Raw genomic sequence first — 25063 nt, forward strand, 5'->3', positions numbered from 1 at the left:
ATGAAGCTCGCCTCGCTCCGCGGCCCCGGCCGCGACGGCACGCTCATCGTCGTCCGCCGCGACGGCCTCGCCTACGCGCCGGCCGGCGCCGCCTTTCCCACGCTCCAGGCCGCGCTCGACGACTGGGAGCGCGCCGAGCCGGCGCTGCGCCGCATCGCCGACGACATCGAGCGCGGCGGCGCGGCCGTGGCCCCGCTCGCCGTGGAAGAGCTCGCCGCGCCGCTGCCCCGCGCGTACGAGTGGATCGACGGGTCGGCGTACATCCACCACATCGAGCTCGTGCGCAGGGCGCGCGGCGCCGAGCCCCCCGAGACGCTCACGACCGATCCGCTCGTGTACCAGGGCGGCTCCGGCGTGCTCCTCGGGCCGACCGACGACATCGTCCTGCGCGACGAGGCCTGGGGCCTCGATTTCGAGGCCGAGGTCTGCGCCGTCCTCGGCGACACCCCGCAGGGCACGCGCCGCGACGAGGCCCACCGGCACATCCGCCTGTTCCTCCTGGCCAACGACGTGACGCTGCGCAACCTCGTGCCCGCCGAGCTCGCCAAGGGCTTCGGGTTCTTCTGCTCGAAGCCGGCGACGGCGTTCTCCCCGTTCGCGATCACGCCGGACGAGCTCGGCGACGCGCTCCGCGACGGGCGCGTCCACCTGCGGCTCCGCTCCACGTACAACGGCGCGCTCGTCGGCGACCCCGAGGCCGGCCCGGAGATGCACTTCTCGTTCTTCGACCTCATCGAGCACATCGCCAGGACCCGCAGCTTCACGGCCGGGACCCTCCTCGGCAGCGGCACCGTCTCGAACCGGGACCCGGCGCGCGGCGTCTCGTGCCTGGCCGAGAAGCGCATGCTCGAGATCCTCGCGCACGGGGCGGCGAGGACGCCTTTCATGAAGCCAGGAGACACGATCATGATCGAGATGCTGAATCGCTCGGGAGAGAGCCTGTTCGGGCGCATCGCGCAGCGGGTGGTGGCCGGATGAGCGCCAAGGTGGAGTCGATCGGCATCAAGCGGGTGGAGGCCCTGCACTACTACGTGCGCGACCTGGAGCGGAGCCGCAAGTTCTACACGGAGAAGCTCGACTTCCAGGAGATCGCCGCGAGCTCGCCGGAGCTGACCGCGGCGACGGCGCAGCAGTCGGTCGTCTTCCAGGCCGGCGCGTGCGTCATCGTCTGCTCGCAGCCGATCGGCGAGGGCGGGCGGGCATGGCGCTACCTGCGCAAGCACCCCGACGGGGTGGGCACGATCATCTTCGAGGTGGAGGATATCGACCGCGCCTTCCGGCTGCTCGACCGCCGCGGGGCCACGCCGATCGACGAGATCCACCGGGCGACGGGCGAGGGCGGCGTGTTCGCGTCGTTCTCGATCACGACCCCGTTCGGCGACACCACCTTCCGCTTCGTGGAACGGCGCGGCTACCGGGCGCTGTTCCCCGGCTGCGTGGCGTACGAGGCGCCGCGCGGCGGCGAGAACCGCTTCGGGATCACCAGGTTCGATCACATCACGTCGAACTTCCAGACGATGGCGCCCGCCCTGCTCTGGATGGAGCACGTGCTCGGGCTCGAGCCGTTCTGGAAGATCGAGTTTCACACGAACGACGTCGGGAAGGACGCGGGCCACGGCTCGGGCCTGCGCTCCGCCGTGATGTGGGACCCGGGCTCGGGCGTGAAGTTCGCGAACAACGAGCCTTACCGGCCCTACTTCAAGAGCTCGCAGATCAACGTCTTCAACGAGGAGCACCGCGGCGACGGGGTGCAGCACGCGGCGCTCGACGTGGACGACCTCCTCACGGCCGTGCGCGGGATGCGCGCCCGAGGGGTGGAGTTCATGCCGACCCCGGCCGCCTACTACGACCTCATGCCCGAGCGCCTGCGGCAGCTCGGCGTCGGGCAGATCGACGAGGACGTGGCGGCGCTGCGGGAGCTCGAGGTGCTGGTCGACGGCGACGGCGCGAGATCCTATCTCCTCCAGATCTTCCTCAAGGAGTCGTCGGGCACGCACCGCGACCCCGACGCGGGGCCGTTCTTCTTCGAGCTCATCCAGCGGAAGGGGGACCGCGGCTTCGGCGCCGGCAACTTCCGGGCGCTGTTCGAGAGCATCGAGCGGCAACAGAAAGCGCAAGGGAGCGGCTGATGCTCGACCGCATCGCCGTCGGGACGGTCCCCCGCAAGCACCACATCGCCCTCCGGAGCGAGGCGGGGGAGCTTCGCTACGAGGAATGCCTGACGCGCGCGGGCTTCGACGGCCCCTACACGATCGCCTACCACGAGCGCCGGCCGCACGAGCACCGGCTCGCGCGCGCCGAGCACGGCTTCGCGCTGCCGGTCGCCGCGCCGGCGCGCCCGCTCGCGAAGCGGCATTACAGGACGCGAGATCTGCCGCGGCGGGGCGGGCCCGCGATCGACTGCCGCGTGCCGCTCCTCTTCAATGACGACGTGGTGATCGGGGTCGCCCAGCCAGACGCCGCCGATCCGGTGTACTTCGCGAACGCGGACGCCGACGAGCTGTTCTTCATCTTCCGCGGGAGCGGGCTCCTGCGCACGATGCTCGGCGATCTCCGCTTCGAGCAGGACGACTACGTCGTCATCCCGAAAGGGCTCTTCTACCGCTTCCTCCCCGACGCCGCGCCCCAGGGGTGGCTCGCGATCGAGGCCGCGGATATCCACCTCCCGCGCAGGTGGCGCAACGAGGTTGGCCAGCTGCGGATGGACGCGCCCTACTCCCACCGCGATTTCCGGCGGCCCACGTTCGTCGGCCCGCTCGACGAGGGCATCCGATCCCTGGTCGTGAAGCGCGGCGGCGCGTTCCACGGCTTCGCCTGCGAGCGCACGCCGCTCGACGTCGTCGGCTGGGACGGGGCGGTGTACCCGTTCGCGTTCCCGATCCAGAGCTTCCAGGCGCGCGTGGGGCTCGTCCACCTGCCGCCGGACTGGCACGGGACGTTCGCGGCCCGGGGCGCCCTGATCTGCAGCTTCGTGCCGCGCCCCGTCGACTTCCACCCGGAGGCGATCCCTTGCCCTTATCCCCACGCGTCCGTCGACTGCGACGAGCTCCTGTTCTACTGCCGCGGCGACTTCACCTCGCGCCGCGGCGTCGGCCCGGGCAGCATCTCGCACCACCCGGCCGGCGTCCCGCACGGGCCGCACCCCGGCGCGTACGAGGCGAGCGTCGGGAGCCGCGAGACGAACGAGCTCGCGGTCATGCTCGACACGACCCGCCCGCTCGCGGCCACCCCGGCCGCGCTCGACGTGGAGGACCCGGGCTACCAGGACAGCTTCGTCGCGCGCCCGTGACGGGGGTCGGGCGCTCGGCGCATCGGTTCGGCGCGTGGACGAACCCTCTCGACGGGTGATGAACGTTCGAGTTAAATTCCATGCATGCAGGCCTCTGTCGGATCGCAGGAAGAAGTCGAGGTCGTGAAGCTTGCGAGCAAGCGCGCGCGACTTCTCGAGCGGGCGCCGCTCGCTATCGTCGAGTATGGCCGCGATCTCACGATCGAGGACTGGAACCAGGCGGCTGAGCGATTGCTCGGCTACACGCGGGAGGAGGCGCTCGGCCGGCGTGTGGATGAGCTGCTGCCCGTGCGCGGCGATCCCAGCGCCTGGCGGCGGCTCCTCGGAGAGGACGACGCCGCGCCCCGGGTGTGGACCCACGCCCGAAAGGGCGGGGACACGGCGATCTTCGAGTGGAGCCATGAGCGCCTCCTCGACGAGCGGGGGGAGGTGAGCGGCGTTGGGGTCTTCGGGCAATGCGTGACGGAGCGGGCCGAGGAGCTCCGCGCTCTCAAGGAGAAGGAGCAGATCCTGCACACGGTCACGCAGACCCTGCCGATCGTCGTCTGGGCCGTCGATCGCGACGGGGTGTTCACGTTCCACGAGGGCAAGGCGGCGACGTCCGCGGGGCTGGATCAGGGACAGTTCGTCGGCAAGAGCGTGTTCGAGCTCTTTCAGGATCATTCACAGAATGCCATGCTGCGGCGGGCGCTCGCGGGCGAGGCCTGCCATTCGACGCTCTCGACGTACGGGGTGTCGTGGGAGAACTGGCAGATCCCGGTCCGCGATGAGCGCGGCGAGATTTACGGGGTCCTCGGCGTGACGCTCGACGTCACCGACGCGAAGAACACGGAGCAGGAGCTCCGGAGCCGGCTGGAGCTCATCGAGCGCCAGCAGCAGGTCATCCGCGAGCTGTCGACGCCCATCATCCAGGTCTGGGACGGCGTGCTGACCCTGCCCATGATTGGCATCCTGGACAGCGCGAGGACCGCAGACGTGATGGACTCCCTGCTCGAGGCGATCACGCGCACAGGCGCGCGTTACGCCATCCTCGACCTCACCGGCGTCGAGATGGTGGACACGAAGACCGCGAGCTACCTGATCCAGCTCGTCGGCGCCATCCGGCTCCTGGGCGCGGAGGGCATCATCACGGGCATCCGGTCGAACGTCGCGCAGACCGTCGTGGCGCTCGGGCTCGATCTGACCGGCACGACCACGTTGGGAAACCTCCGGGCGGCGCTCCAGCACTGCATCCGGCAGATGAGCAAAGAGCACGCAGCGAGCGCGCCGCAGCGGCGATGACGTCGCTCCGGGGGGGCCGCGCTCGGTGTTCGAAATCGCGACTTCGGCGATGGTGATCCTCGCGTCGCGTCCGGAGCGAGTCGGCGCGATGCGTGGCCAGGTGCACGCGACGAGACTCGCTGTCTGGAATCGGTGTTACGGGCAGTCCAGGACGTATGCAGTTGGACATACGTCCACGGCGCCGTGAGCGCCGCGTCGTCGATGTGAGCTTCGATGCCGGGTGGGACTCCGCAGCGACCCTCGTGGGATTGCGCTGGTGCCCGCAAATCGGCTTGACACGCGGCAGGGAGCCGTGGTTGTCTCGCGTTGCAAGTTGCCTTGCTTTCTGCGGGAGGGGGCGAGAGCTACTCAGTTGGGGTGACGACGTTTTTCGTCGGTGATCTCATCAGGTTGTCTCGTTTGTGTGGGGGAGGGCGAGGGCTGATCGGTGGGGTGACGGCGTTTTGTCGTCGTTCCCACCGACACGTCAGCGACTCACCTCATCAAGAGCCCGAGCGTGGCTGTCGATGATTCCGCCCGCATCGCCACTGCTCGAGTTCTTTGAGCGCCGGACCATCGGCGCGAGCCCGGTGGCACAGGATGCCCGGGCGGCAGACACACTGCGCTGACGCGTGTTTCGCCGCTCGAGCGGGGCGCCGCGGGCGCTGGCATGATCGGTTTCACGGGGAGAGGAGAGACGAATATGAGTGGACGGATTTGGGCAATTCAAACGAACGGGATCTGGACGCGCTGGGCTCCCGAGTACCAGCGCTGGGATGTCTACAGCGAGAAACGCGCGTATCTCGCCGCCGATCCGACGACCGGGCAGGCCTGCTACTACATCGATCCGGACGCGTCCGTCCACTGGCGGAACGTGGACCAGAACCAGAACAAGAGCTTCCCGGGGATCACGGCCAAGCAGATCAGCGTCGGCGGGGGCAACCGACTCTGGGCCATCCAGAGCAACGGGGTCTGGACGCGCTGGGCCCCCGAGCACCAGCGCTGGGATGTCTACAGCGAGAAGCGCGCGTACGTCGCCGCCGATCCGACGACCGGGCAGGCCTGCTACTACATCGATCTGGACGGGTCCGTCCACTGGCGGAACGTGGACCAGAACCAGAACAAGAGCTTCCCGGGGATCACGGCCAAGCAGATCAGCGTCGGCGGGGACAACCGACTCTGGGCCATCCAGAGCAACGGGATCTGGACGCGCTGGGCTCCCGAGCACCAGCGCTGGGATCTCTACAGCGAGACGCGCACGAGCATCGCCGCCGATCCGACGACCGGGCAGGCCTGCTACTACATCGATCCGGACGGGGCCGCCCACTGGCGGAACGTGGACCAGAACCAGACCAAGGACTTCCCGGGCATCACGGCCAAGCAGATCAGCGTGGGCGGCAGCTAGCGCTCTGACACGACTCCGTTGCGCCCGTCAGACCCGAAGCTTCGAACCGCGTCGCGGACGGTGACCTTCCGGTTCATCGCCCGCCGGGCCCTATCCGCGGCAGCGTTCCGTTGCCGCTTCCGCGATCCTGCGACCCTTGACCAGCAAAGATAGCGGCGGGCGTCGCTACGCCCCGAGCTCGACGATCGACCGGCAGGCGCGGCGGAGCCGGTCGCGCAGCCACCGGTGCGCGGGGTCGGCATCGAAGCGGGGGTGCCACGCCTGCGCGATGGTGATGGCCGGCGTGGTCACGGGCAGCGGGAAGGTGACGAGATCGAAGCGCGGGGCGGCGTGCGCGAGCCATTTCGACGGGAACGCGCCGACGAGGTCGGAGCTGGCGAGCAGGCACAGCGCCGCATAATGGCCCGACGCCACGGCCGCGGTGGTCCGGGCGAGCCCTTTCTTCTTGAGGGCGTCGTCGATGGGGCCCCAGACCTTCCCCTGCCTCGACACGCCGAGGTGGGCGTGCTCGACGAACCGCTCCAGCGTCACCTTGCCGGACGCGAGCGCGCTGCCGCGGCGCACGACGCCGACGAAGCGGTCCCTGGCGAGCGCCTGCACGCGGATCTCCGGGCCCATGTCGGCGATGATGCCGACGTCGAGATCGATCCGGCCCTCCCGGAGCGCGGCCACGTCCTCGTCGCCCTCGGGGAGGAAGCGGACCGTGACGCCCGGCGCCTCGGCCCTCAGGGCGTCGAGGAGCGGGGCGCCCAGGAGCCCGACCATGCCGTCGCTGGTCCGGACGGCGAAGCTGCGGGTGAGCGCGGCGACGTCGAGCGCGCCCCGCTCGCGGAGGACCGCGCTCGCCGAGGCGACCACCGCGCGCACGCGCGGGCGCAGCTCCGCGGCGCGCGGCGTGGGCACGAGCCGCCGGCCGGCACGCACGAGGATCGGGTCGCCCACGGCCTCGCGGACGCGCGCGAGCGTGCGGCTCATGGCCGAGGGGCTGAGGTGCATCCGCCGCGCGGCGAGGAGGACGCTCTCCTCCTCGAGGAGCACGTCGAGCGCGACGAGCAGGTTCAGATCCATGGAGTGCATGGGACGCAACGATACCTTACCGACCATGCACTGGAAGCCATGTCTCTCCGGGCGCACCTTCCGTGTCGAACAGGGCAGCCAGCGAGGGCAGCAGCGCCGTCGCCGTGAGCCTGCCCGGAGGAGAGTCGCCATCATGAGCACCACGCTCGATTCGCCGCGCGTTCAAAGCATCCTCGACCGCCTCTTCCAGGACGCCGACAGCGGCGATCCGCGCATCATCGCCCGCGTCCGCGGCGACTGGGAGCTCCGCGGGCCGGAGCCGGACCCCGAGCGGCTCGCCCACATGCTCGCCGACGCGTATCTGCCGGTCTCCCGCGAGGTCGGGCGGCTGCTGCACCTCCTCGCCTTCGCGGCGAGGGCGCGCACGGTGGTGGAGTTCGGCACGTCGTTCGGGATCTCGACGCTGTTCCTGGCCGCGGCCGTCCGCGATGGGGGCGGCGGGCGGGTGATCGGCAGCGAGATGCACCCGGAGAAGGTGCGGCGGGCGCGGAACAACCTCGACGAGAGCGGGCTCGGCGATCTCGTCGAGATCCGCGAGGGGGACGCGCTGGCGACGCTCCGGGACGTGGAGGGGCCGATCGATTTCGTCCTGCTGGACGGCTGGAAGAACCTTTATCTGCCGGTGCTCCGGATGCTCGAGCCCAGGCTGCGGCGGGGCGCGCTCATCGTCGCCGACGATCTCGACATCGCGCCCGACGACCTGCGGCCCTATCTCGAGTACGTGCGCCGCACGGGCAGCGGATACGGATCGGTGGAGATCCCGCTCGGGGACAGGCTGGAGGTCTCCTGTTGGCACGGCCGCGACGGCGGCGAGAGCGAGGCGTGAGCGCGAGCGGTCGCGCTGCTCCTCGCGCGGGGGCGACCGGCGTCATCCGGCGCCTCAGGCGCTCGGCGGAGCGCTCGTGTCCGCCGCGTCAGTCGAGCCGGATGACGACCTTGCCGAAGTGCTTGCCCGCGGCGAGCTTGGCGAGCGCGTCGCTCGCCCGCTCGAGCGGGAAGACCTCGTCGATCACGGGGCGGATCGCGTGCGCCTCGAGCGTCGCCGTGAGATCGACGAACGACTGGCGCGAGCCGACGATGACGCCCTCGAGGCGGATCGCGCGGAACAGGATCGGCATCGGATCGATCTGGCTGCCGACCCCGGTGAGCAGCCCGATGAGGCTCACGACGCCGCCGGGCTTCACCGCCTGGAGCGAGCGCGGGAGCGTGCCGGCGCCGCCGACCTCGATCACCCGGTCCACCCCCTCGCCGCCCGTCAGGCGCAGCACCTCCTCGTGCCACTCCGGCTGCTGTCGGTAGTCGATCGTGTCGGTCACGCCGAGCGCGCGCAGGCGCTCGATCTTCGCCGCGCTGGACGACGTGGCGATGACGCGCAGCCCCGCGGCGCGCGCGAGCTGCGCGGCGAAGATCGACACGCCGCCGGTCCCCTGGACGAGGATGGTGGCGCCGGACGCGGGGCGCGGCCACGACTCGAAGAGCGCGGACCATGCGGTCACGGCGGCGCACGGGAGCGTCGCCGCCTCGTCGAAGCCGAGGTACGCGGGCGCGGGGAGGAGCCCGTTCTCGGCGAAGACCACGAGCTCGGCGAGGACGCCGTCGTTCTGGCCGGCGCCGAGCTGCGCGGCGCGGTACGCCTGGCGGAACGGCCCCGACTCCCACGTCGGGAAGTACGTCGAGACGACGCGATCGCCGGTCTTCCAGCGGCGCACGCCGGCGCCGACCGCGACGACCTCGCCCGCGGCGTCGGCGAGGGGGATGAGGTCGCCCTTGCGCTCGCCGCCGTACAGGCCGCGCGCGACCATGAGGTCACGGTAGTTGATCGACGCGGCGCGGATGCGCACGAGCACCTGTCCCGGACCGGGCTCGGGCGCGGGGCGCTCGGCGAGCGTCCATGCGTCGGCGTCGGAAGCGTTCTTGCGAATGATGACAGCTTTCATGGCGTGTCCTCCCTGGACCCCCCATCCGTAGATCCATTCCGCCGGGCGCAGTAGTCCGCGCGAGGGAACGTCACCTGTGCTATTTCGGCACAGATCATGATCTCGCTCGCCGCGATCGAGCTGCTCGTCGCCACCGTCGAGACCGGGAGCTTCTCACGCGCGGCGCGCCGGCTCGGCGTCACGCCTTCGGCGGTGAGCCGGCGCGTGATGCGCCTCGAGCGAGAGCTCGGCGTGGCGCTCCTCTCGCGCACCACGCGGTCGCTCCGCCTGACCGACGACGGGCAGGCCTTCTACGCGCGCTGCGTGCGCATCGTCGAGGAGCTCGGGGAGGCGACCGAGGCGATCGCGCGCGCCAGCACGAAGCCGGTGGGGCTCCTGCGCGTCGACGCGCCGGTGACGCTCGGGCGGGAGGTGATCGCGCCGGGCCTGCCGCGCTTCTCGGCGCGCTATCCCGACGTCCGGGTCCACCTGACGCTGCGCGATCAGCACGTCGACCCCGTGGCCGAAGGGCTCGACCTGCTCGTGCGCATCGGCCAGCTCGGCGACTCGAGCCTGGTGGCGCGCCGGCTCGGCGCGAGCCGCATCGTCCACTGCGCGGCGCCGTCGTACCTCGCGCGGCGCGGCGCGCCGAAGGCGCCGGCCGATCTCGCGCACCACGACTGCGTCGGGTACCTGCGCGATGGGCGGCCGGATCCGTTTCGCTTCCTGACGGGGGACGGGGATGCCGTGCTCGATGTGCCCATCTCCGGGCCGTTCCACGCGAACGACGCGGATGTCCTGAAGCGCCTCGCGATCGCGGGGAGCGGGATCGTGGCGATGTTCGATTTCCTCGTGAAGGACGCGCTGGCCGAGGGCACGCTCGTGACCGTGCTGGAGGGAGCGCGGACGATGAGCTGGCCGATTCACGCGCTCTACCCGAAGAATCGGCATTTGCTGCCGAAGGTCCGGGTGTTCGTCGATTTTCTTGCGGAGATCTTCGCGCCGTCAGGGGCGCGGCGCGGGGGAGAGCGCCGGCGCGGCGCGCCGCGTGGGTGAGGCGCTCGTGGAGGGCTCGCACGACCACAGGGACAGATGAGATACGCTGTGCCGACTGGTTGGTCCGCCCAAGTGCTCGCGTCGATGGAGAGCCCGGGGAGCGCGCCATGGACCTCCGTGCCGAGATCGCGGTACGTTCTCCCTGGGGGGCGCCATCCGCGTCCGTGTTCACCCCGGGGCGCCATCCGCGTCCGTCAGGTGAAGCAGCGGGGAGGTTGTACGATGAGCGATTTATTGACGACGGCCCAGGCGACCGAGGCAGCAAGATACAATGACGCCCGCGCGCTCGACCTGCTGGTCATGCTGCGGAGCTTCTTCGGCGTCGACCAGCAGGCGAGCACGCGCAGCTACACCGAGGCGCTCGTGCAGCGCATCGCGTGGTTCCAGCGGCGCCTCGACCTCTCCGTCGACGGCAAAATAGGCCCGACGACGCACCCGCTCATCCTCGAACAGATGGGCGCCGCCGACGCCGGCCCGCTCTGGCCGGCCGAGGACGCGCCGGCGGAGGCCCGGCTCGCGCACTACACGATGCTGTGCAAGCTGGTGGGGCACGACCCCACGGGATCGAGGACGATCTTGCTCGGCCTGCGCGGCGTCCGGCTCTTCGGCCTGCGCACCCATACGGTGAGGAGCCGGAGCGAGTACGACGATACGTTCGTGCTGCTGAGCTTCCAGGGCGACGAGAAGGTGTACGAGTTCCGCGGCGCGACGCACCCGTACCAGACGAGCTCGATGGCCTCTCCGGACTTCGACGGTGATCGCCGTCCCGACGTCGGGATGCTGAGGCCGGGGCACTATCATGTCGAGGCCCTGGCCGACCCCTACAAGGGTCAGCCGGCGCTCGTGGTGCTCCGCTCCTCGGGGGTGAACCGCGGGCGGCTCCCCGCATACCGTGACACGAACCACGACGGCCTCTTCGACGAGGCCGAGATGCGCGCGTCCGAGACGGCCACTTCCGGAGGGCAGGTGTCGGAGGGGATCGGCGCGTGGATGGATCAGGTCCTCTTTCATCCGGGCCTCGGATTCAGCTCGATCGGCTGTCAGACCGCACGTGTCGAGGACATCGGGAAGCTCCACGCGCTGGGGAAGTTCGAGTACCTGCTCGTCAATGCGGTGGACGTGCTCGCCCTCATGAAGCAGAGGCGATGAATGAGCCCGGGGCTGACGAACGAGCAGCGCCCCGTGCCTCAGCGTGACAGGCGCGCCGCCAGGTAGCGACGCATGGACATCGGCGCTCGGCCGAGCAGGCGCTCCAGCGTCGGATCCACGGCGGCGAACTCGCGCTCCCGGCTCGCCGCGAACAGGCCTACGAGCATGTCCGCCCGTTCTTCCGGGACGCCGTGAGACACCATGTCCGCTCGGAACGCTCGATCGCTGACGGTCACCCGCGTGATCGAGCGCCCGAGGAGCTCCGAGGCGATCGCGGCGATCTCCGCGAGGTCGAGGGCCGCCGAGGCGGTGAGCGGCGGGGTCGACCCCTCGAGGCGCGCCTCGTCCGTCAACGCGATCACCGCCGCGTCGGCCAGGTCGCCGTGCTCGGTCCACGAGACCGGGCCGTCCTCTGGCGCGATGAGCTTGCCGGTCTCGAGCGCCCGCGCGAGGAGCATGAGCCCGGACGCGGCATAGAACCCGTTGCGAAGCGAGGTGAAAGCGACCCCCGACCTTTGCAGCGACGCCTCGGTGGCCGCGTGGTCGCGCATGGGCGAGAAGTGGGACGCCGGGTTCGAGCCCATGTGGCTCGTGTAGAGGACGCGGCGGGCGCCCGCCGCGCGAGCCGCCTCGAGCGCGGCTTCGTGCTGGCGCACCGCGGCCTCGCCCGCGCTGTCGATGGAGACGATCAGGACGTGCGAGGCGCCCTCGAACGCGTGGCGCAGGCTCGCGGGGTCGTCGAAGGCCCCCCGACGCACGCGGACGCCGCGCTCGGCGAGCGCGCTGGCCTGCTCCGGGTCGCGCACGCTGACGCCGAGCCGAGCGGCGGGCACGCGCTGAAGGAGGCGCTCCGTGATGGCGCGGCCGAGCTGACCGTTGGCTCCAGTGACGATGATCATGACAACCTCCTGCCGCGCCGGGCGCGGCGATCGCGCGCGATCATCCCGAGGACCACGCGGCTCCCCGTGCTCCGCGCGGCCCGGTGACGACGGCGTTCTTCACGGGGTCGAACCTAGCGCCGGCCGTCGGAGCGCATTAGTGTGCTTGGCGGGAAGGAACTGTTGCCGTGGACGCACAAATCGATCTGGACCTCAACGACGCCGCGCTCCTCGTGCGGGTCGTCCGGACGCGCAGCTTCTCGGCCGCCGCCCGCGAGCGCGGGGTGCCGGTCTCCACGGTGAGCCGGCGCATCGCGCGGCTCGAGTCCGCGCTCGGCGTCCGGCTCCTCGAGCGAACGACGCGGCGGCTGCAGCTCACCGACGCCGGGCGCGCGTACTTCGGCCACGCCGAGCGGGCGATCGACGACCTGACGCAGGGCACGCATCACGTCCGCGAGCTCCAGAGCGAGCCGCGCGGACGCGTGCGGATCGTGGCGCCGGTCTCCCTCGGCGCCGCGGTGGCGAGCGCCGTCTGCGCCTATCTCGCGAAGCACCCCCGCGTGTCGGTCGACCTCGAGATCGATTCGCGGCGGGTCGACCTCATCGCCGGGAGCTTCGACATCGCGATCGTCCCGGGCAAGGTGGACGACACCACCGACTTCGTGGCGCGCGAGCTCTGGCGCGCGACGCGGAAGCTGCTGTACGCGAGCCCGCGCTACCTCGAGGCGCGGGGCGTTCCCCAGAAGGTCGAGGACCTCGCGCGCCACGATTGCATCGCGATGCACGCGACCGAGGGAATGGCCACGTGGACGCTCGGGCAAGGGCGCCGGAGGCGGCGCATCGCCTTCGAGCCCCGCTTCTACGTGAGCGAGTCGTCCGCGGCTTACCGCGCGACGCTCGCGGGCGTCGGCATCGCGATGCTCCCGGAGGTGTTCTGCGCCGAGGACGTGGCGGCGAAGCGCCTGGTCCGCGTCCTCGAGGGCTACGAGGCCGAGGCCGGAGGCGTCAGCCTCCTCTACCGCGCGCATCGAGCCCTGACGGCCGCCGTCCGGACCTGCGTCGACCACCTCCTCGGGGCGCTGCCGGCGACCGATCCGGCGCGCGGAGGCCGCGGCCGCCGCGAGGACCGACGTTGAGCGCGCGCATCATCCTGGTTCGGCACGGCCGCTCGGCGCACGTCCACACCGGCTGGATCGACGCCGCCGGGTTCCAGCGCTGGCGCGACGCCTACGACGCCGCGGGCCTTTCGCCCGGGGAAAGCCCGCCGCCGGCGCTCCAGGCCCTGGCGATGCAGGCGGGCGCGGTGGTGGCGAGCGATCTGCCGCGCGCCCGCGCCTCGGCCGAGCTGCTCCTTCCCGGCGCCGAGATCGCCACGTCGGCGCTGCTGCGCGAGCTGGAGCAGCCGGCGCCGCCGCTGGGCGGCGCGCGGGCGCCCCTCGCGGTCTGGGCGCTCGCGATCGGCCTCCGGAAGGCCTACGGGGCGCTCCGCGCCGAGCCGCCGCCCGCGGCGCAGCAGCGCCAGGCCGCCGAGGCGGCCGAGTGGTTGATCGGGCTCGCGGCCCAGCGCGGCAGCGTGCTCGCGGTCACCCACGGCTGGCTGCGCGGGCTGCTGGCGCAGGCGCTGGCCGAGCGCCGGTGGAGGCGCGAGCACATGTCGGGGCGCTACGCCCACTGGAGCGCGTGGACGCTGACCGATGGGCGTCGATCCGGAGCGTAAATGCCCGCCCAGCGGGCCCAGCGCGACAAACGACTCGAAACTGCCTGAAAAGCGCAGAGCTTCGAAGCGCCAAGGCGCCAAGGACGCCAAGAAAAAGACAATATCTTGGCGTTCTTGGCGCCTTGGCGGTTCATTTCTCGCCGGCTCCTCGCCGGAGCGTAACCTTGGAGATCACACGACGCGGGGGCGCGCCGTCTGCGGCCTCCGGTCGGGATCCGGGAGGGAACCATGGCACGCGCGATGTTCTGTGCGCTCTTCACCGCAGTGACGCTGGCGATCGGGTGCGCCGCCGGGAACGAGGCCTCGACGCCCAAGGCGGCCGCGGCCCAGGGCGGGCTGCGCCTGCCCGAGGGAGCGAGGTTCGTCGATCTCACGTACCCCTTCGACGACAGGACGATTTACTGGCCGACGGCCGCGACGGGTTTCGTGCTGAATCAGGTGCACCACGGCCCCACCGAGGCTGGGTACTTCTACGCATCGAACGACTTCTGCGCGCCGGAGCACGGCGGGACGCACCTCGACGCGCCCATCCATTTCGCGGAGGGCAAGAGCACCGCCGATGCCGTGCCGATCTCGCGCCTCGTCGCGCCGGCCGCCGTCGTGGACGTGTCGGCAGCCGCCGCGAAGGACGCCGATTACCGCGTGACGAGCGCCGACATCGAGGCCTTCGAGCGGGAACACGGCGCCATCGCGCCCGGGACCGTCGTGCTGATCCGCACCGGATGGGGGAGCCGCTGGCCCGATCGGAAGCGCTACCTCGGCGACGACAGGCGCGGCGACGCGTCCAACCTGCACTTTCCCGGCATCGGCGAGGACGCCGCGCACGCCCTCGTCGCGCGGAAGGTGGCCTCGGTCGGCATCGACACGGCGAGCATCGACCACGGGCCGTCGAAGGACTTCATCGCGCACCGGGTGCTCCTCGGCGCCGACATCCCCGCCTTCGAGAACGTCGCCTCGCTCGGCGCGCTGCCGGCGCGCGGCGCGCTCGTGTTCGCCCTGCCCATGAAGATCCGCGGCGGCTCGGGGGGACCGCTTCGGATCATCGCCCTGCTCCCGCGGTAGCGCCGGCGCGGCCGCGCAACGCTGCCACGCCGGCGCGCCGAGGAGGAGGGCGAGCCGGCCTGAGGAGCTCACCGCCGCGGCCTGCGGAGGCGTGAAGGCGTCAATGCCTCTTCTTGCAGCCCCCGTAGCGCTCCACGCTCGCGAGCGTCGGCGGATTGACGAAGTACGTCGCGTCATACCCGCCTGTGATGAGCACCGAGCCGTCCTGCAGCGTCGTCGCCGTGTGGAAGCCTCTCTGGATCGGCTCGTCGATCACCGTCCAGGTGTTGTTGGCCTCCTTGTAGATCTCGGCGCCCTCGCTGCCGATCGCCATCACGCGGCCGTGATCCATGGGCGCCACGGCGGACGCCCAGGTGTGGCGGAAATTCGGCGGCGGGGTCAACGTCCACGTGTCGCTCGCGGGGTCGTAAATCTCGGCGGTCTCGCCGGCATCGACGAGGACCGCGATCTCCTCCTCGGTTCCGCCGTAGATCCTGCCGCCGCCGCCGATCACCAGCACGCGCCCGCTCGGCAGCAGCGTGGCCGTGTGCTGCATGCGCGGCAGGTTCGTCGGCGCCGCCGCCGTCCACGCGCCCGTGGCCGGATCGTAGATCTCCACGCTGGTGCGACCTGCCGGCATCTCGTTGCCGTTCAACGTGTAGCCGCCGACGACGAGCACGCGCCCGTCCTGGAGCAGCGTCGCCGTATGCAGGTGGCGGGTGACCGACATCGACCCTGCGCTGGACCAGGTGTTCGCGGCAGGATCGTAGAGCACGGCCTCCTTGAGCACGCGGTCGTCGTCGCTGCCGCCCGTGCGCAGCACCAATCCGCTCGGCAACGGGGTCAGCGCCGTCTGGGCAAACTCCCAGCCGCGGGCCGCCTCTGCGGGGGTGAAGGGGACGCTCGTCGTCGCGCCCGTGCTCGGATCGTAGACGAGCCCGCCCGGGCTGAAGAGCACCCTGCCGTCCTGCAGGAGCGCCGCGCCCACGGGGGACATCGGATAGGGCAGCGCGTCACCGGTCGTCCACGTGTCCGTGGCGGGGTTGTAGAAATCGACCGTCGTGGGGTAGGGGTAGTCGCCGCTGCCACCGGCGACCATCACCTGGCCGTCGGGCATGAGCAGGGCGACGTGCCGCTCTCGCGCCTGGAGCAGCGGCGCCACAGACGACCACTCCGCGTGGACGCCGACGTGGCGGCGGCACTTCTTCTTCGTCGCGTGCTTCGCGTGGTGGCCGGCCGTCGGCGCCGCATTCGCCTCTAGCGCCGCCTCCTCGACCGCAGCGTCCGCGAGGGCCGCGGGCTCCGACCCAGGATCGCACCCGGCGGCCACGAGCACAGCAAGGGAAAGGCAGGCGACCAGACCACGATGACGTCGACCGGTGGTAGACATGGTAGGACCTCGTCAGGAGTTGGGGGAGGGTGAAGCCGCCCTCTGCGGGGGACACGCCTCGAGCGCAACCGACGATCCTACCAGACGGCCGCGCGGGGGGAGCGCCTATCCTCCAGAACACCATCGGAACAGACGAACCCACGCGCCGGCGAACGACTCGATCGACTACTTGCCGAGGAACTCCATCAACCACTGCATGGCGGGGCGCGGCTGGCCATTCTTGATGAGGCCCGACTCCTTCACCCAGGTCGTGCCGTAAACGTAGCCCCAGAGCGTGATGCCCTTGATGTTCTCGTGGTTCCAGAACATCGTGAACTGCTCCTCCATCACCTGCTTTTGCCTCTGGTCGTCCGCGATGTTGAGGTCGTACTCGGTGATGTAGATGGGGAGCCCGGTCTCGGAGGTGATCTTGTCGAGGAAGCCCTTGATGGTGGCGACTGGCATGTTCCCCGTGCCATGAGCCTGGCATCCGATGGCGTCGATGGGAGCGCCCGCTTCCTTGACCTTCCTCGCGATGTTGATGATGTTGTTGTTGTCGTTGCCGAATTCGATGGTGTTGTAGTCGTTCAGGATGAGGATCGACTTCGGGCAGTACTGGCGCGCCAGCTGGAACGCCTTGACGATCCAGTCGTACCCGCTCGCGCCCGCGCCGCCGAGCGCGTCCATCGTCGCAGGCCTCGTGTGGGGCGGAGGCTCGTTCACCACGTCGATCATCTCCATGTCGGGGTAGCGGGTGCAGACCTCCCGGATCAGCTCCTCGACCTCTTCCGCCTGCTCGTTCCGCGGCAAGCCTTCGATCCAGCGCGGCTGCTGGCCCCCCCACACGAAGGTGTGCCACTTGAACGGGATCTTGTTGTCCTTGGCGAACTTGTAGATGGCGTCCGTCTTCGACCAGTTCATCCGGTCACGCTGGGGCTCGACCGCGTCCCATTTGCTTTCGTTCTCGGGCGTGATCTGATTCCAGTACTTGAGGAAGTTCCCCTCGATCTGGCCTGATGTCGTGATGTTGCCCACGAACCTGACCGGCTCTGGATCCCCGCCGCCGCCCGAGCTGGCGCTGCTGGCGCTGCTGGCGCTGCTGGAGCTGCTGGCGCTGCTGGCGCTGCTCGACGACGAGCTCGCGCCGCCTGCGCCCCCGTCGCCCGACCCGGAGGAAGCCGAGCCGGAGCCGGCTGCCCCGGAGCCTCCCGTGCCGGAGGCGCTCGCTTCCGTGCTCTCGGAGGAGCTCGCGTCGTCGCTGCAGCCTCCCGTGACGCCGATGCCGATCATCGCAGAGCCAACGAACGCAGCCATTCCGATCGTGAGCGAGACGCCTCGCAAGCTCGGTAAAGCCATGTGGCCTCCTCTTTGGAGCGTAAAGAAAGACACCGGTCTTCAGCCACCTGACGCGCAGGAGGTGGAATGACCCGAAGATATTCTTCGTGCGATATGTTAGCGCTAACATTTCGCGTGTCAATTCTAAACGACCGGCCCGCGGGTCCCCTCGAGTCCAGGGGAGGGAGGACAGGGCCGGCGGGGCTCCTCCGGAGCGTCGCGTCAAGAGATGCAGGCGCCGAGCCCTGGTCAGCGCGGGCGTCAGCGCGGGCTCTCCTGACGAGCGCTCGTGGGACAGCTCACGCGCGCGCCGTGGCCGGTCGCCGCTGCGCACCCGTCGCGGTCGAGAGCCCCGCGCGGATCCATTTGTTTTGACATTGGATATGTTAACGTTAACAATATGGGCTCCGGCTCGGATCCTGCTCAATCAGGTGCGTGATCCCGCTTCGGGCGGCGAAACTCTCGCAGATCCCCGACCGGCTAGGTCCAACATGAAGAGGCGAGAACTCTCTTTCTTGGGAGCGCAGTCTCTGGCGCTCGTCATCGCTGGGCTCTGGCTCACGGCTTGCGACTCGTCGGGCCAAGCGTCAAGCGGCACCGGCGGCGCCGGTGGACAGGCCGAAGGCGCCGGTGGACAGGCTGGAGCTGCCACCGCCACGACCGGCAGCACCAGCAGCGTCGCCACGACCGGCAGCTCCGCCACGACCGGCGGCACCGGCGGCGGGACGATCGATCCCGGGGAGGGCGGCGGCGGGACCGGCGGCGGCGGGACCGGTGGCGGGGGTGGCGGCGAGGACGACGCGCCACCCCCGACGGAGTTCGACAATCCCATCATCAAGTACGACGCGCCGGATCCGACGAGCGGTCCCGGAGACCGCATTTTTACCGCGGATGGCGCCGCCATGGTCTGGAACAACAAGGTCTACCTGTATACCGGCCATGACGAGCAGGCCGAGGGGGCGAGCGGCTATCGCATGTTCGACTACCGGCTCTGGGCCTCGTCCGACATGGTCCGCTGGGAGAACAAGGGCGCGGTGATGCGCTACGATGTGTTCTCCTGGGCTCGCGGCGGCGAGTCGACGGGCAACGCCAATGCGGGGCAGGTGGTCCATCGCGACGACAAGGACGGCAACCCGAAGTTCTACTTCTACGCGCCGGTGGAGGGCGGCCAGTCCGGCTACGGGATCTCGATCGGCGTCGCGGTCGCGGACAAGCCGGAAGGACCGTTCAAGGACGCACGCGGAATCCCGCTCATCTTCTTGGCCGACACCCAGGGCACGGCAGAGCATTCGTGGCGCAACCTCGACCCGACGGTCCTCGTCGACGACGACGGCCGGGTCTACATGTACTGGGGAAATGGAGTCCTGTACTGGGTCGAGCTCGAACAGGATATGATCCACCTGAAGGGGGAGACCTACACCACCGACGGCGGCGGGAAGATGCAGAACCGCGGCCTCGGCAGCGCCCAGATCCATGTGCTCAAGGACATCCCCAGCTACACCGAGGCGCCGTTCCTCTCCAAGCACGGCAGCCTCTATTACTTGACGTACGCTTCGGGGTTCCCGGAGACCATCTCCTACGCCACAAGCACATCGCCGGGAGGGCCGTGGCAACATCGGGGCGTCATCCTGGACCGGGTGCCGAACAGCGACACAATTCACCAGTCGCTCTTCGACTTCAAGGGCGCCAGCTACCTCACATACCACAACGCCGGGCTGCCGACCGGCGGTAGCTACCGGCGATCGACATGCGTGGATCGCGCCTACTTCAACGACGACGGGACCATCAAGAAGATCGTTCCGACGCACAAGTGAGCCGTTGCGCGCCGTGACACCCCCTCAGCCGTGACGCCGACCGCGGCGCCTCCCGACCCGTCACGCCACCACGCCCGCCCGCGCCATCGCCCCCCGCGCGCTCGCCACCGCCGCGAACCGCTGCCCGAGGTACTCCGCCACGCGCGCGTGCTGGCTGAACACCGCGTTGAACCGGAGGTGCGGATCGTCCGCCCCGTCCGCCATGAACGTCGCCCCGCGCGCCAGCAGGATCTTGTTGAGGTACGCGTCCTTCACCAGCTCGTCGATGTCCACGCCGCGCGGCACGGCGCCCCAGAGGAACAGCCCGCCCTCGCCCGGATGGTCGAGCAGCACGCCGGCGTCGCGCAGCCGGCGCGCCGCCGCGTTCCGCGCCGCGCCGAGCTTCTGCTGCAGCCGGTCGATGTGCTTGCGCCACCTGCCGGCCGACAGCACCTCCAGCAGCACGAGCTCGTTCAGCGCGCCGGTCGTCAGCACCGAGTAGATCTTCTCGCGCAGGAGCGGCTTCAGCCGCGCCGGCTCGGCGGCGATGTAGCCCAGGCGCAGCGCCGGGCTCAGCGCCTTGCAGAAGCTCGAATAATAGACGACCCCGTCCAGCCCCGAGAGCTGCGCCAGCCGCGTCGGGTGCCCGGGGTGGAAGTGACCGTGCACGTCGTCCTCGGCGATGAGCACGCCGTGCTGGTGCGCGATCAGCAGCGCGCGGTGCAGGTTGGCGGCGCTCGACCCCCAGCCGGTCGGGTTGTGCAGCACGCTCTGGAGGAACAGCAGCTTGGGCCGGTGCTCGCGGCACGCGGCCTCCAGCGCCCCGAGATCCACGCCGTCGGGCCTCCGCGCCACCGGCACGATGCGGTAGCCCGCCTGCCGCAGGCGGCCGAACATCAGGAAATAGCCGGGGTTTTCCACGAGCACCGCGTCGCCCGGCTGGAGGGTGCTCCGGCAGATCAGGTCGATGGCGTGCGTGCCGCCCCAGGTGGTGAGCACGCGGCCCGCGTCGGCCGGGATGCCCTGCGCGCGCAGCAGCGTCGCGATCCGCTCGCGCAGCTCGGGCAGCCCCTGCGGCGGGCAGCGCGCCGCCATGCCGGCGTCGCTCCGGGCGAGCGCGCGCTGGAGCACCGTCGCGGGGATGGCGTCGCTCAGCCAGCTCGCCGGGAGGGCGCCGCTGCTCGCCAGCAGCACGCCGGCGCGCTGGTCGTTCGCCTGCTGCGCCAGCCACACCGGCTCCTGCTCCTCCCCGGCCTCGATCCACGCCTCGCTCGGCATGGCCGACGCCGCCTCGCACACGAAATACCCGGCCGTGCCGCGTGACTCGACGAGCCCGGCCGCCGCCAGCCGATCGTAGGCCGCCACCACGGTGTTGGGGCTCACGCCCAGCTGACCCGACAGCTGGCGGATCGACGTCAGCCGCGCGCCGGGCGGCAGCCGCGCGCCCTCGATGAGCGCGCGCAGCCGCGCCTCGATCTGGTCGGCCAGGGGAACGGCGGAGTCGCGGTCGAGCGAGAACATGGGTCAGCGCAGGAACAGGAGCGCCAGCACCGCCAGCGCGCCGGCCATGATGCCATTGAACACCCGCTGCCGTCGCGGATCGGTGAGAAATCGCCGGAGCGCCACGCCGAACAGCGCCCACGCCGAGATGCACGGAAAAATGATGACGAGGCCGACGGCGGACACGAGCAGCGCGCCGCTCGCCGCGCCCATGCCCGCCGGCATGAACACCGAGGCCAGCGTGATCGCCTTGACCCAGCTCTTCGGGTTGACGGCCTGGAACAGCGCCCCCTGCGCGAACGACAGCGGCCGCGGCACCTCGGCGCCCTTGAGCGCGGCGCCGCCGGTCAGCTTCCAGGCCAGCACGAGCAGGTACAGCGCGCCGGTCACGCGCAGCACGCCGTGGAGCGCCGGGTATGCGGTGAACAGCGCGCCCAGGCCGAGGCACGTGACGAAGGTCTGGACCGCGCCGCCCACGCCGATGCCCAGGACATGCGGCAGCGTTCGGCGGTAGCCGAAGTTGGCGCCCGAGGCGGTGAGCATCATGTTGTTCGGTCCCGGGGTGCTGGACATCACGAAGCAATAGGTCGCCAGGGGCACGAGCTCGGTCATCGCGGGTCGCTCCGGTCAGAGATGGGCCAGAGCGTAAGAAGGCGGCGTCCGCCGGTGAAGGCACAGGGGGCGCGCCGCGCGAAAGCACTGTGTCAGCCGCGCGACAGGTACAGCGCCGATCCCAGCGCGCTCCTGCTATCCTCGGAGCAGCGCCGCCGGACGAGGCTGTGGCGCGGAGGAGACATGACGGACGACGCAGCCGCGCGCGGGGTGGAAAAGGCGGCGTTCTTCCGACCGGAGAACGAGGAAGAGGGCTCGCGCTGCGAGAGCTCGAGCCCCACGGGGAAGTACAGGCTCGTTGTCTCGAGCTACTCGACCGGACACGGCACCTGGGACTACACCCAGGGCGAGGTCTACAGGACGGGCGCTGCCGACCCCATCGCCGTCGTGCAGCGGAACTTCGGGTTGTTCCCGTTCCTCTTCGTCGAGGCGCATCCGAACGGCCACGACTACCTGGTGTACGGCGAGGACTACGAGGGCCAGACCGTGGTGGAGCTCGACACCGGAGACCGCCGAGACCACCTGCCGGAGGAGGCGAAGGACGGGATCGGCTTCTGCTGGGTGGACATGCGCTTCGAGCCGTCGGCCGCGATGCTCGTCGTCGAGGGGTGCATCTGGGCGTGCCCGTACGAGCTGCGCTTCTTCGACTTCGCGGACCCGATGTCCGGGTGGCCCGAGATCGAGGCGCCCGTGATGATCGACGCCGATCGGCGGCCGCCGAATGTCGGCGGCGGCGGGACGATCGTCTGCTACCGGTCGGCGCCCGGCGGCGCTGCCGGAGGCGACGAGGCGGAGGCGCCGATCGCCGCGATCCTGACGTTCCGGCGCGATGGCCTGAAGCTCGTCCTGGAGAGTGAGTGGACCTCCGAGGAGGAGCAGGCGAGGCGCAAGGCCCAGGAGGAAGGGCGGAAGCGATAAGTGCGGGCCGACGGTTGCTTTCGTATAGCCTTGTTCGGCGTCCACTGCAAGCTCGTGGCGGTGCGCCATTCTCGCTCTGGGGGGCGCCTGAGCACAGGCGGATGGTCCGCGCCAGGTGATCGACCGCTCCGCGATCATCCTGTCGCGCAGCGCCGTCTCGGTCAAGTCGAGGTCCTTCGCCACCTGTTTGATGCTCCGGCCGCCCGCCTCCGCCTTGAACTCGGGTGTGAATGGCCTCCTCGCTCTCCGTCAGCTCCCTGTCTGCTGGTGCAGTGCCTCCTTGTACCGTCGGGGATGTCCGCGGAAGCGGGGGAGGACCAGGGTGCCGGTGCAGCTGGGGCGGTCCGGTGAGCCGCCGCCGACCGTCGTCGAAGTGGGTGTAACTGGGGACACAATGTTGTAGGATACAGTCATGGTCATACCTCATGAGCGGCGCTTGCCACCGCTTGTCTTCCTCGGCTTCGCGTGCGCCACTGGTCTGGTGCTCGGCTGCGAGGCGCGTGTCAGGATCCACGACGTGCAGCGCGACACATTTGACGGGGGTGCGGGTGGCCGCGACGTGTCGGTCACGACAGGCGCAGGAAGCGCCGGCGGCATCCTGGGAACTGTGGGCCATGGCGGCACTGACGGGACCCAAGGCGGCGGAGCGAGCGCGAGTACGGCGGGTGAGGGAGCGGCGGGCGGTCGCCCGGAGATCGTATGCGTACCCAATGATAAGCAGTGCTCGTACAATAGACCACAGCGCTGCAATAACAAGGGGCAATGGGAGGACGCGGCGCCGTGTACTCCTGACGCACCCGCGTGTAGTGGAGGAGAGTGCGGCCCTGCGCCGAGTTGTATGGGCATATATGCCACATGCGGACCACCGCCTGGCGACAGCTGTTGCGCGACCGTGGCAGTGCCTGGCGGGATGTTCAACCGAGATAATGACGCTGCGTACCCTGCAACGGTTAGCGGCTTTTTTCTAGATAGGTTCGAGGTGACTGTGGGGCGGTTCCGGAAATTCGTGGAGGCGTACCCCGGGAGCAGGCCAGAGGCGGGAGCAGGGCGGCACCCGCTGATCGAGACGAGCGGCTGGAGAACGGATTGGGACAACTACATGCCTGCGGACGCGGACGCGCTGAAGGAGGCGAGCAAATGCTATTTGCATACATGGACGGACGAAGCCGGTGACTATGAGCATTTGCCAATGAACTGCCTGAGCTGGTATGTAGCATTTGCATTCTGTGCCTGGGATGGGGGGCGGTTGCCGACCGAAGCGGAGTGGAACTACGCGGCGGCTGGTGGAAGCGAGCAGCGGCCGTATCCGTGGTCGAATTCACCCACAGATGAGTCCGTCGATAGCAGTTATGCCGTGTATGATTGCGGCGAGCCTTGCATGCTCAGCGACATCCAGACGGTCGGGTCGCGGTCGCCGAGGGGAGACGGGAAGTGGGGACAGGCTGACTTGGCCGGGAATATGGTGGAGTGGGCTCTAGATTTGTACGCGAGCTACCCGGACACCTGTGACGATTGTGCCAATGTGGACATTAACCAGAGCCGAGTGATTCGTGGCGGGCATATCTATGCCAGCGCGTCGTACGAGTTGTCTTCCTTCTTCCGCGACTACCATCGTCCGTCGGAAGGCCGCAGCGGCAACGGAGTCCGGTGCGCCAGGACGCCGTAGTCACGAACCTACGCATCCGCGAAGCCTGCGAAGCCGAAGGTTGTAGACGGTCATCACGATCCGCGGGCTCCGGACGCGATCTCGCCGTCGGTTGACGAGACCGCGCCCAGGTTCCGGGTCGTCACCGTCGCGGTCGCGGAGCGCGGCTTTTCTTCTCCAGCCGCTCCTTGTCGCGCCAGAAGTAGCGGTACAACCGGTACGCGACGCGGCTTCTGCTGCGCCTCAATGAGGAGCACGTCTGCTCGGTGCCGCAGCAGCCGCGGCGGCGACGCATCTCCGCCATCCGTTGCGGCGAGCCGCGAGCGGCCCTTCTTCTGCTCAGCAAATCCGGGATCGGCGTTCCGCCGGCGGACATCTTCTGCTCGTCCTTGAAGGACCAGGGAATCAAGTGCGGGCCGACGATTCAGAGGTCTACGCGGCGACGTATCGCCGCCGCGACACACGGCGCTCCTCCTCCGTCGACGCCGCGATGAGCGCGATATAGGGCTCGAAGTCGAGGGGCATGGGGAGATCGAAGAGCAGGTGCTTCTCGGGATCGACGCTCTTCCCCGCGCCATGGCAGAGGAACAGGCGCTCCTGGAGGAGCGGGAAGACGGCGATGGAGGTGAGCTCGTGCCTCTCGATCGTCTCGATGTCGGCGATCGACGGCTCGAGGATCTCGTCGAACACACCGCTCGGATGCTTGAACGGACCTCCGGCGTGACAATTCACGTCCCTGCGCACGAGCGCCCCGCCGCGACCGATCGTGATGAACGAGCGCTCGTGAGGCGTGCCCTCCCAGACCGTCACCCGCCGGCTCGTCGCGTCGGGGTGGATCCACACGGTCGGGAGGTTGACGTTCAAGGGCGCCACGCCCTTGACCCGGCCGATCGTGCTCGACCCGAGGAACTGCCGGGTGACGGCCGTGCAGAAGAGGACGTCCGTCGGAGCGAGCCGTGTCCCCTGCCAGTCGCGATCCCGGCGGAAGTGACGGAAGAAGAGGAGGTAGGGAGACCTGCACATCTGCGCGAGGACGAAGAGCCCCCTACGGGTCTCGACGTCGATCACGTTGCCTTCGCCCCAGGTGACGCGTCCCATGGCGA

23 protein-coding genes are annotated in these 25063 nt (G+C 69.9%); 15 read left to right on the plus strand and 8 right to left on the minus strand.

Features of this window, described 5'->3' with window-relative positions:
* The 5 genes from WMF20_RS18720 (at position 1) to WMF20_RS18740 (ending at position 5954) form a co-directional block, all read left to right on the plus strand.
* Positions 1 to 978 carry a fumarylacetoacetate hydrolase family protein gene (locus WMF20_RS18720; RefSeq protein WP_437615456.1) on the plus strand — a complete coding sequence of 326 codons (978 nt, stop codon included), beginning with the start codon at positions 1 to 3 and terminating at the stop codon, positions 976 to 978.
* The gene (locus WMF20_RS18725) at positions 975 to 2129 is read left to right on the plus strand and encodes a 4-hydroxyphenylpyruvate dioxygenase family protein (RefSeq protein WP_437615458.1); all 1155 of its coding nucleotides are present in this window, start codon (positions 975 to 977) and stop codon (positions 2127 to 2129) included. Before WMF20_RS18720 ends, WMF20_RS18725 begins: the two co-directional genes overlap by 4 nt.
* Positions 2129 to 3289: a homogentisate 1,2-dioxygenase gene (locus WMF20_RS18730; RefSeq protein ID WP_437615460.1), complete on the plus strand. Its 1161-nt coding sequence runs from the start codon at positions 2129 to 2131 to the stop codon at positions 3287 to 3289. The genes WMF20_RS18725 and WMF20_RS18730 overlap by 1 nt, the downstream gene beginning before the upstream one ends.
* A 123-nt stretch (positions 3290 to 3412) precedes the next feature.
* Positions 3413 to 4570 (plus strand): PAS domain-containing protein, encoded by a 1158-nt coding sequence (locus WMF20_RS18735; protein WP_437615462.1) that lies wholly within the window; start codon positions 3413 to 3415, stop codon positions 4568 to 4570.
* Between the two features lie 682 nt (positions 4571 to 5252).
* A complete protein-coding gene (locus tag WMF20_RS18740) occupies positions 5253 to 5954 on the plus strand; it encodes a hypothetical protein (protein WP_437615464.1) in 702 nt (233 codons plus the stop codon).
* Positions 5955 to 6119: 165 nt separating this feature from the next.
* On the opposite strand, the gene WMF20_RS18745 is transcribed toward WMF20_RS18740, so the two are convergent.
* Positions 6120 to 7031: a LysR family transcriptional regulator gene (locus tag WMF20_RS18745; protein WP_437615466.1), complete on the minus strand. Its 912-nt coding sequence runs from the start codon at positions 7029 to 7031 to the stop codon at positions 6120 to 6122.
* A 133-nt stretch (positions 7032 to 7164) separates the two neighbouring features.
* On the opposite strand from WMF20_RS18745, the gene WMF20_RS18750 reads away from it, so the two are divergent.
* Positions 7165 to 7857, plus strand: coding sequence for an O-methyltransferase (locus WMF20_RS18750; protein ID WP_437615467.1), 693 nt, complete (start codon positions 7165 to 7167; stop codon positions 7855 to 7857).
* Positions 7858 to 7945: 88 nt separating this feature from the next.
* Here the strand turns inward: WMF20_RS18750 and WMF20_RS18755 are convergent, their stop codons facing one another.
* Positions 7946 to 8968 (minus strand): zinc-dependent alcohol dehydrogenase family protein, encoded by a 1023-nt coding sequence (locus tag WMF20_RS18755; protein ID WP_437615469.1) that lies wholly within the window; start codon positions 8966 to 8968, stop codon positions 7946 to 7948.
* A 96-nt stretch (positions 8969 to 9064) separates the two neighbouring features.
* Between WMF20_RS18755 and WMF20_RS18760 the strand changes: the two genes are divergently transcribed.
* Complete coding sequence (locus tag WMF20_RS18760) at positions 9065 to 10003, plus strand: LysR family transcriptional regulator (RefSeq protein ID WP_437615471.1); 939 nt, start codon at positions 9065 to 9067, stop codon at positions 10001 to 10003.
* A gap of 222 nt (positions 10004 to 10225) precedes the next feature.
* A complete protein-coding gene (locus WMF20_RS18765; RefSeq protein WP_437615473.1) occupies positions 10226 to 11152 on the plus strand; it encodes a hypothetical protein in 927 nt (308 codons plus the stop codon).
* Positions 11153 to 11190: 38 nt separating this feature from the next.
* Here WMF20_RS18765 and WMF20_RS18770 read toward each other — a convergent pair whose 3' ends face one another.
* The gene (locus WMF20_RS18770) at positions 11191 to 12051 is read right to left on the minus strand and encodes an NAD(P)H-binding protein (protein ID WP_437615475.1); all 861 of its coding nucleotides are present in this window, start codon (positions 12049 to 12051) and stop codon (positions 11191 to 11193) included.
* A gap of 167 nt (positions 12052 to 12218) precedes the next feature.
* Between WMF20_RS18770 and WMF20_RS18775 the strand changes: the two genes are divergently transcribed.
* From WMF20_RS18775 to WMF20_RS18785, 3 genes are all read left to right on the plus strand, one after another.
* Positions 12219 to 13166 (plus strand): LysR family transcriptional regulator, encoded by a 948-nt coding sequence (locus tag WMF20_RS18775; protein WP_437615477.1) that lies wholly within the window; start codon positions 12219 to 12221, stop codon positions 13164 to 13166.
* Positions 13163 to 13747, plus strand: coding sequence for a histidine phosphatase family protein (locus tag WMF20_RS18780; protein ID WP_437615479.1), 585 nt, complete (start codon positions 13163 to 13165; stop codon positions 13745 to 13747). The genes WMF20_RS18775 and WMF20_RS18780 overlap by 4 nt, the downstream gene beginning before the upstream one ends.
* Positions 13748 to 13987: 240 nt before the next feature.
* Complete coding sequence (locus tag WMF20_RS18785; RefSeq protein ID WP_437615481.1) at positions 13988 to 14809, plus strand: cyclase family protein; 822 nt, start codon at positions 13988 to 13990, stop codon at positions 14807 to 14809.
* 100 nt (positions 14810 to 14909) lie between these two features.
* Here the strand turns inward: WMF20_RS18785 and WMF20_RS18790 are convergent, their stop codons facing one another.
* Positions 14910 to 16178, minus strand: a complete 1269-nt coding sequence (locus tag WMF20_RS18790) for a Kelch repeat-containing protein (RefSeq protein WP_437615483.1) — start codon at positions 16176 to 16178, stop codon at positions 14910 to 14912.
* A 165-nt stretch (positions 16179 to 16343) separates the two neighbouring features.
* A complete protein-coding gene (locus WMF20_RS18795; protein ID WP_437615485.1) occupies positions 16344 to 17192 on the minus strand; it encodes an endo-1,4-beta-xylanase in 849 nt (282 codons plus the stop codon).
* Here WMF20_RS18795 and WMF20_RS18800 point away from each other — a divergent pair.
* Both WMF20_RS18800 and WMF20_RS18805 read left to right on the plus strand, forming a co-directional pair.
* A complete protein-coding gene (locus tag WMF20_RS18800) occupies positions 17182 to 17583 on the plus strand; it encodes a hypothetical protein (protein ID WP_437615487.1) in 402 nt (133 codons plus the stop codon). The genes WMF20_RS18795 and WMF20_RS18800 overlap by 11 nt on opposite strands.
* 424 nt (positions 17584 to 18007) lie before the next feature.
* Entirely contained in the window at positions 18008 to 19306 is a 1299-nt protein-coding gene (locus WMF20_RS18805; RefSeq protein ID WP_437615489.1) for a glycoside hydrolase family 43 protein, read from the plus strand.
* Between the two features lie 60 nt (positions 19307 to 19366).
* On the opposite strand, the gene WMF20_RS18810 is transcribed toward WMF20_RS18805, so the two are convergent.
* Positions 19367 to 20806, minus strand: coding sequence for a PLP-dependent aminotransferase family protein (locus tag WMF20_RS18810; RefSeq protein WP_437615491.1), 1440 nt, complete (start codon positions 20804 to 20806; stop codon positions 19367 to 19369).
* A gap of 3 nt (positions 20807 to 20809) precedes the next feature.
* Positions 20810 to 21397, minus strand: coding sequence for a LysE family translocator (locus WMF20_RS18815; protein WP_437615493.1), 588 nt, complete (start codon positions 21395 to 21397; stop codon positions 20810 to 20812).
* A gap of 183 nt (positions 21398 to 21580) precedes the next feature.
* Between WMF20_RS18815 and WMF20_RS18820 the strand changes: the two genes are divergently transcribed.
* Positions 21581 to 22315: a hypothetical protein gene (locus WMF20_RS18820; RefSeq protein WP_437615495.1), complete on the plus strand. Its 735-nt coding sequence runs from the start codon at positions 21581 to 21583 to the stop codon at positions 22313 to 22315.
* An 838-nt stretch (positions 22316 to 23153) separates the two neighbouring features.
* Entirely contained in the window at positions 23154 to 23981 is an 828-nt protein-coding gene (locus WMF20_RS18825; RefSeq protein WP_437615497.1) for a formylglycine-generating enzyme family protein, read from the plus strand.
* 411 nt (positions 23982 to 24392) lie between these two features.
* On the opposite strand, the gene WMF20_RS18830 is transcribed toward WMF20_RS18825, so the two are convergent.
* Positions 24393 to 25058 (minus strand): hypothetical protein, encoded by a 666-nt coding sequence (locus WMF20_RS18830; protein WP_437615499.1) that lies wholly within the window; start codon positions 25056 to 25058, stop codon positions 24393 to 24395.
* Between the last annotated feature and the right edge of the window lie 5 nt (positions 25059 to 25063).

Origin of the sequence: Sorangium sp. So ce834, assembly GCF_051521425.1 — a bacterium.
GTDB classification, from domain to species: Bacteria; Myxococcota_A; Polyangia; order Polyangiales; family Polyangiaceae; genus Sorangium; species Sorangium cellulosum_D.

What these genes read in the sequence shown, in the direction of transcription:
- WMF20_RS18830 (WP_437615499.1), bottom strand. Translation starts at nt 25,058, where the DNA reads ATGGGACGCGTCACCTGGGGCGAAGGCAACGTGATCGACGTCGAGACC.
- WMF20_RS18745 (WP_437615466.1), bottom strand. Translation starts at nt 7,031, where the DNA reads ATGCACTCCATGGATCTGAACCTGCTCGTCGCGCTCGACGTGCTCCTC.
- WMF20_RS18760 (WP_437615471.1), top strand. Translation starts at nt 9,065, where the DNA reads ATGATCTCGCTCGCCGCGATCGAGCTGCTCGTCGCCACCGTCGAGACC.
- WMF20_RS18825 (WP_437615497.1), top strand. Translation starts at nt 23,154, where the DNA reads ATGGGCATATATGCCACATGCGGACCACCGCCTGGCGACAGCTGTTGC.
- WMF20_RS18770 (WP_437615475.1), bottom strand. Translation starts at nt 12,051, where the DNA reads ATGATCATCGTCACTGGAGCCAACGGTCAGCTCGGCCGCGCCATCACG.
- WMF20_RS18765 (WP_437615473.1), top strand. Translation starts at nt 10,226, where the DNA reads ATGAGCGATTTATTGACGACGGCCCAGGCGACCGAGGCAGCAAGATAC.
- WMF20_RS18730 (WP_437615460.1), top strand. Translation starts at nt 2,129, where the DNA reads ATGCTCGACCGCATCGCCGTCGGGACGGTCCCCCGCAAGCACCACATC.
- WMF20_RS18810 (WP_437615491.1), bottom strand. Translation starts at nt 20,806, where the DNA reads ATGTTCTCGCTCGACCGCGACTCCGCCGTTCCCCTGGCCGACCAGATC.
- WMF20_RS18820 (WP_437615495.1), top strand. Translation starts at nt 21,581, where the DNA reads ATGACGGACGACGCAGCCGCGCGCGGGGTGGAAAAGGCGGCGTTCTTC.
- WMF20_RS18790 (WP_437615483.1), bottom strand. Translation starts at nt 16,178, where the DNA reads ATGTCTACCACCGGTCGACGTCATCGTGGTCTGGTCGCCTGCCTTTCC.
- WMF20_RS18800 (WP_437615487.1), top strand. Translation starts at nt 17,182, where the DNA reads ATGTTGCCCACGAACCTGACCGGCTCTGGATCCCCGCCGCCGCCCGAG.
- WMF20_RS18750 (WP_437615467.1), top strand. Translation starts at nt 7,165, where the DNA reads ATGAGCACCACGCTCGATTCGCCGCGCGTTCAAAGCATCCTCGACCGC.
- WMF20_RS18815 (WP_437615493.1), bottom strand. Translation starts at nt 21,397, where the DNA reads ATGACCGAGCTCGTGCCCCTGGCGACCTATTGCTTCGTGATGTCCAGC.
- WMF20_RS18740 (WP_437615464.1), top strand. Translation starts at nt 5,253, where the DNA reads ATGAGTGGACGGATTTGGGCAATTCAAACGAACGGGATCTGGACGCGC.
- WMF20_RS18785 (WP_437615481.1), top strand. Translation starts at nt 13,988, where the DNA reads ATGTTCTGTGCGCTCTTCACCGCAGTGACGCTGGCGATCGGGTGCGCC.
- WMF20_RS18755 (WP_437615469.1), bottom strand. Translation starts at nt 8,968, where the DNA reads ATGAAAGCTGTCATCATTCGCAAGAACGCTTCCGACGCCGACGCATGG.
- WMF20_RS18720 (WP_437615456.1), top strand. Translation starts at nt 1, where the DNA reads ATGAAGCTCGCCTCGCTCCGCGGCCCCGGCCGCGACGGCACGCTCATC.
- WMF20_RS18725 (WP_437615458.1), top strand. Translation starts at nt 975, where the DNA reads ATGAGCGCCAAGGTGGAGTCGATCGGCATCAAGCGGGTGGAGGCCCTG.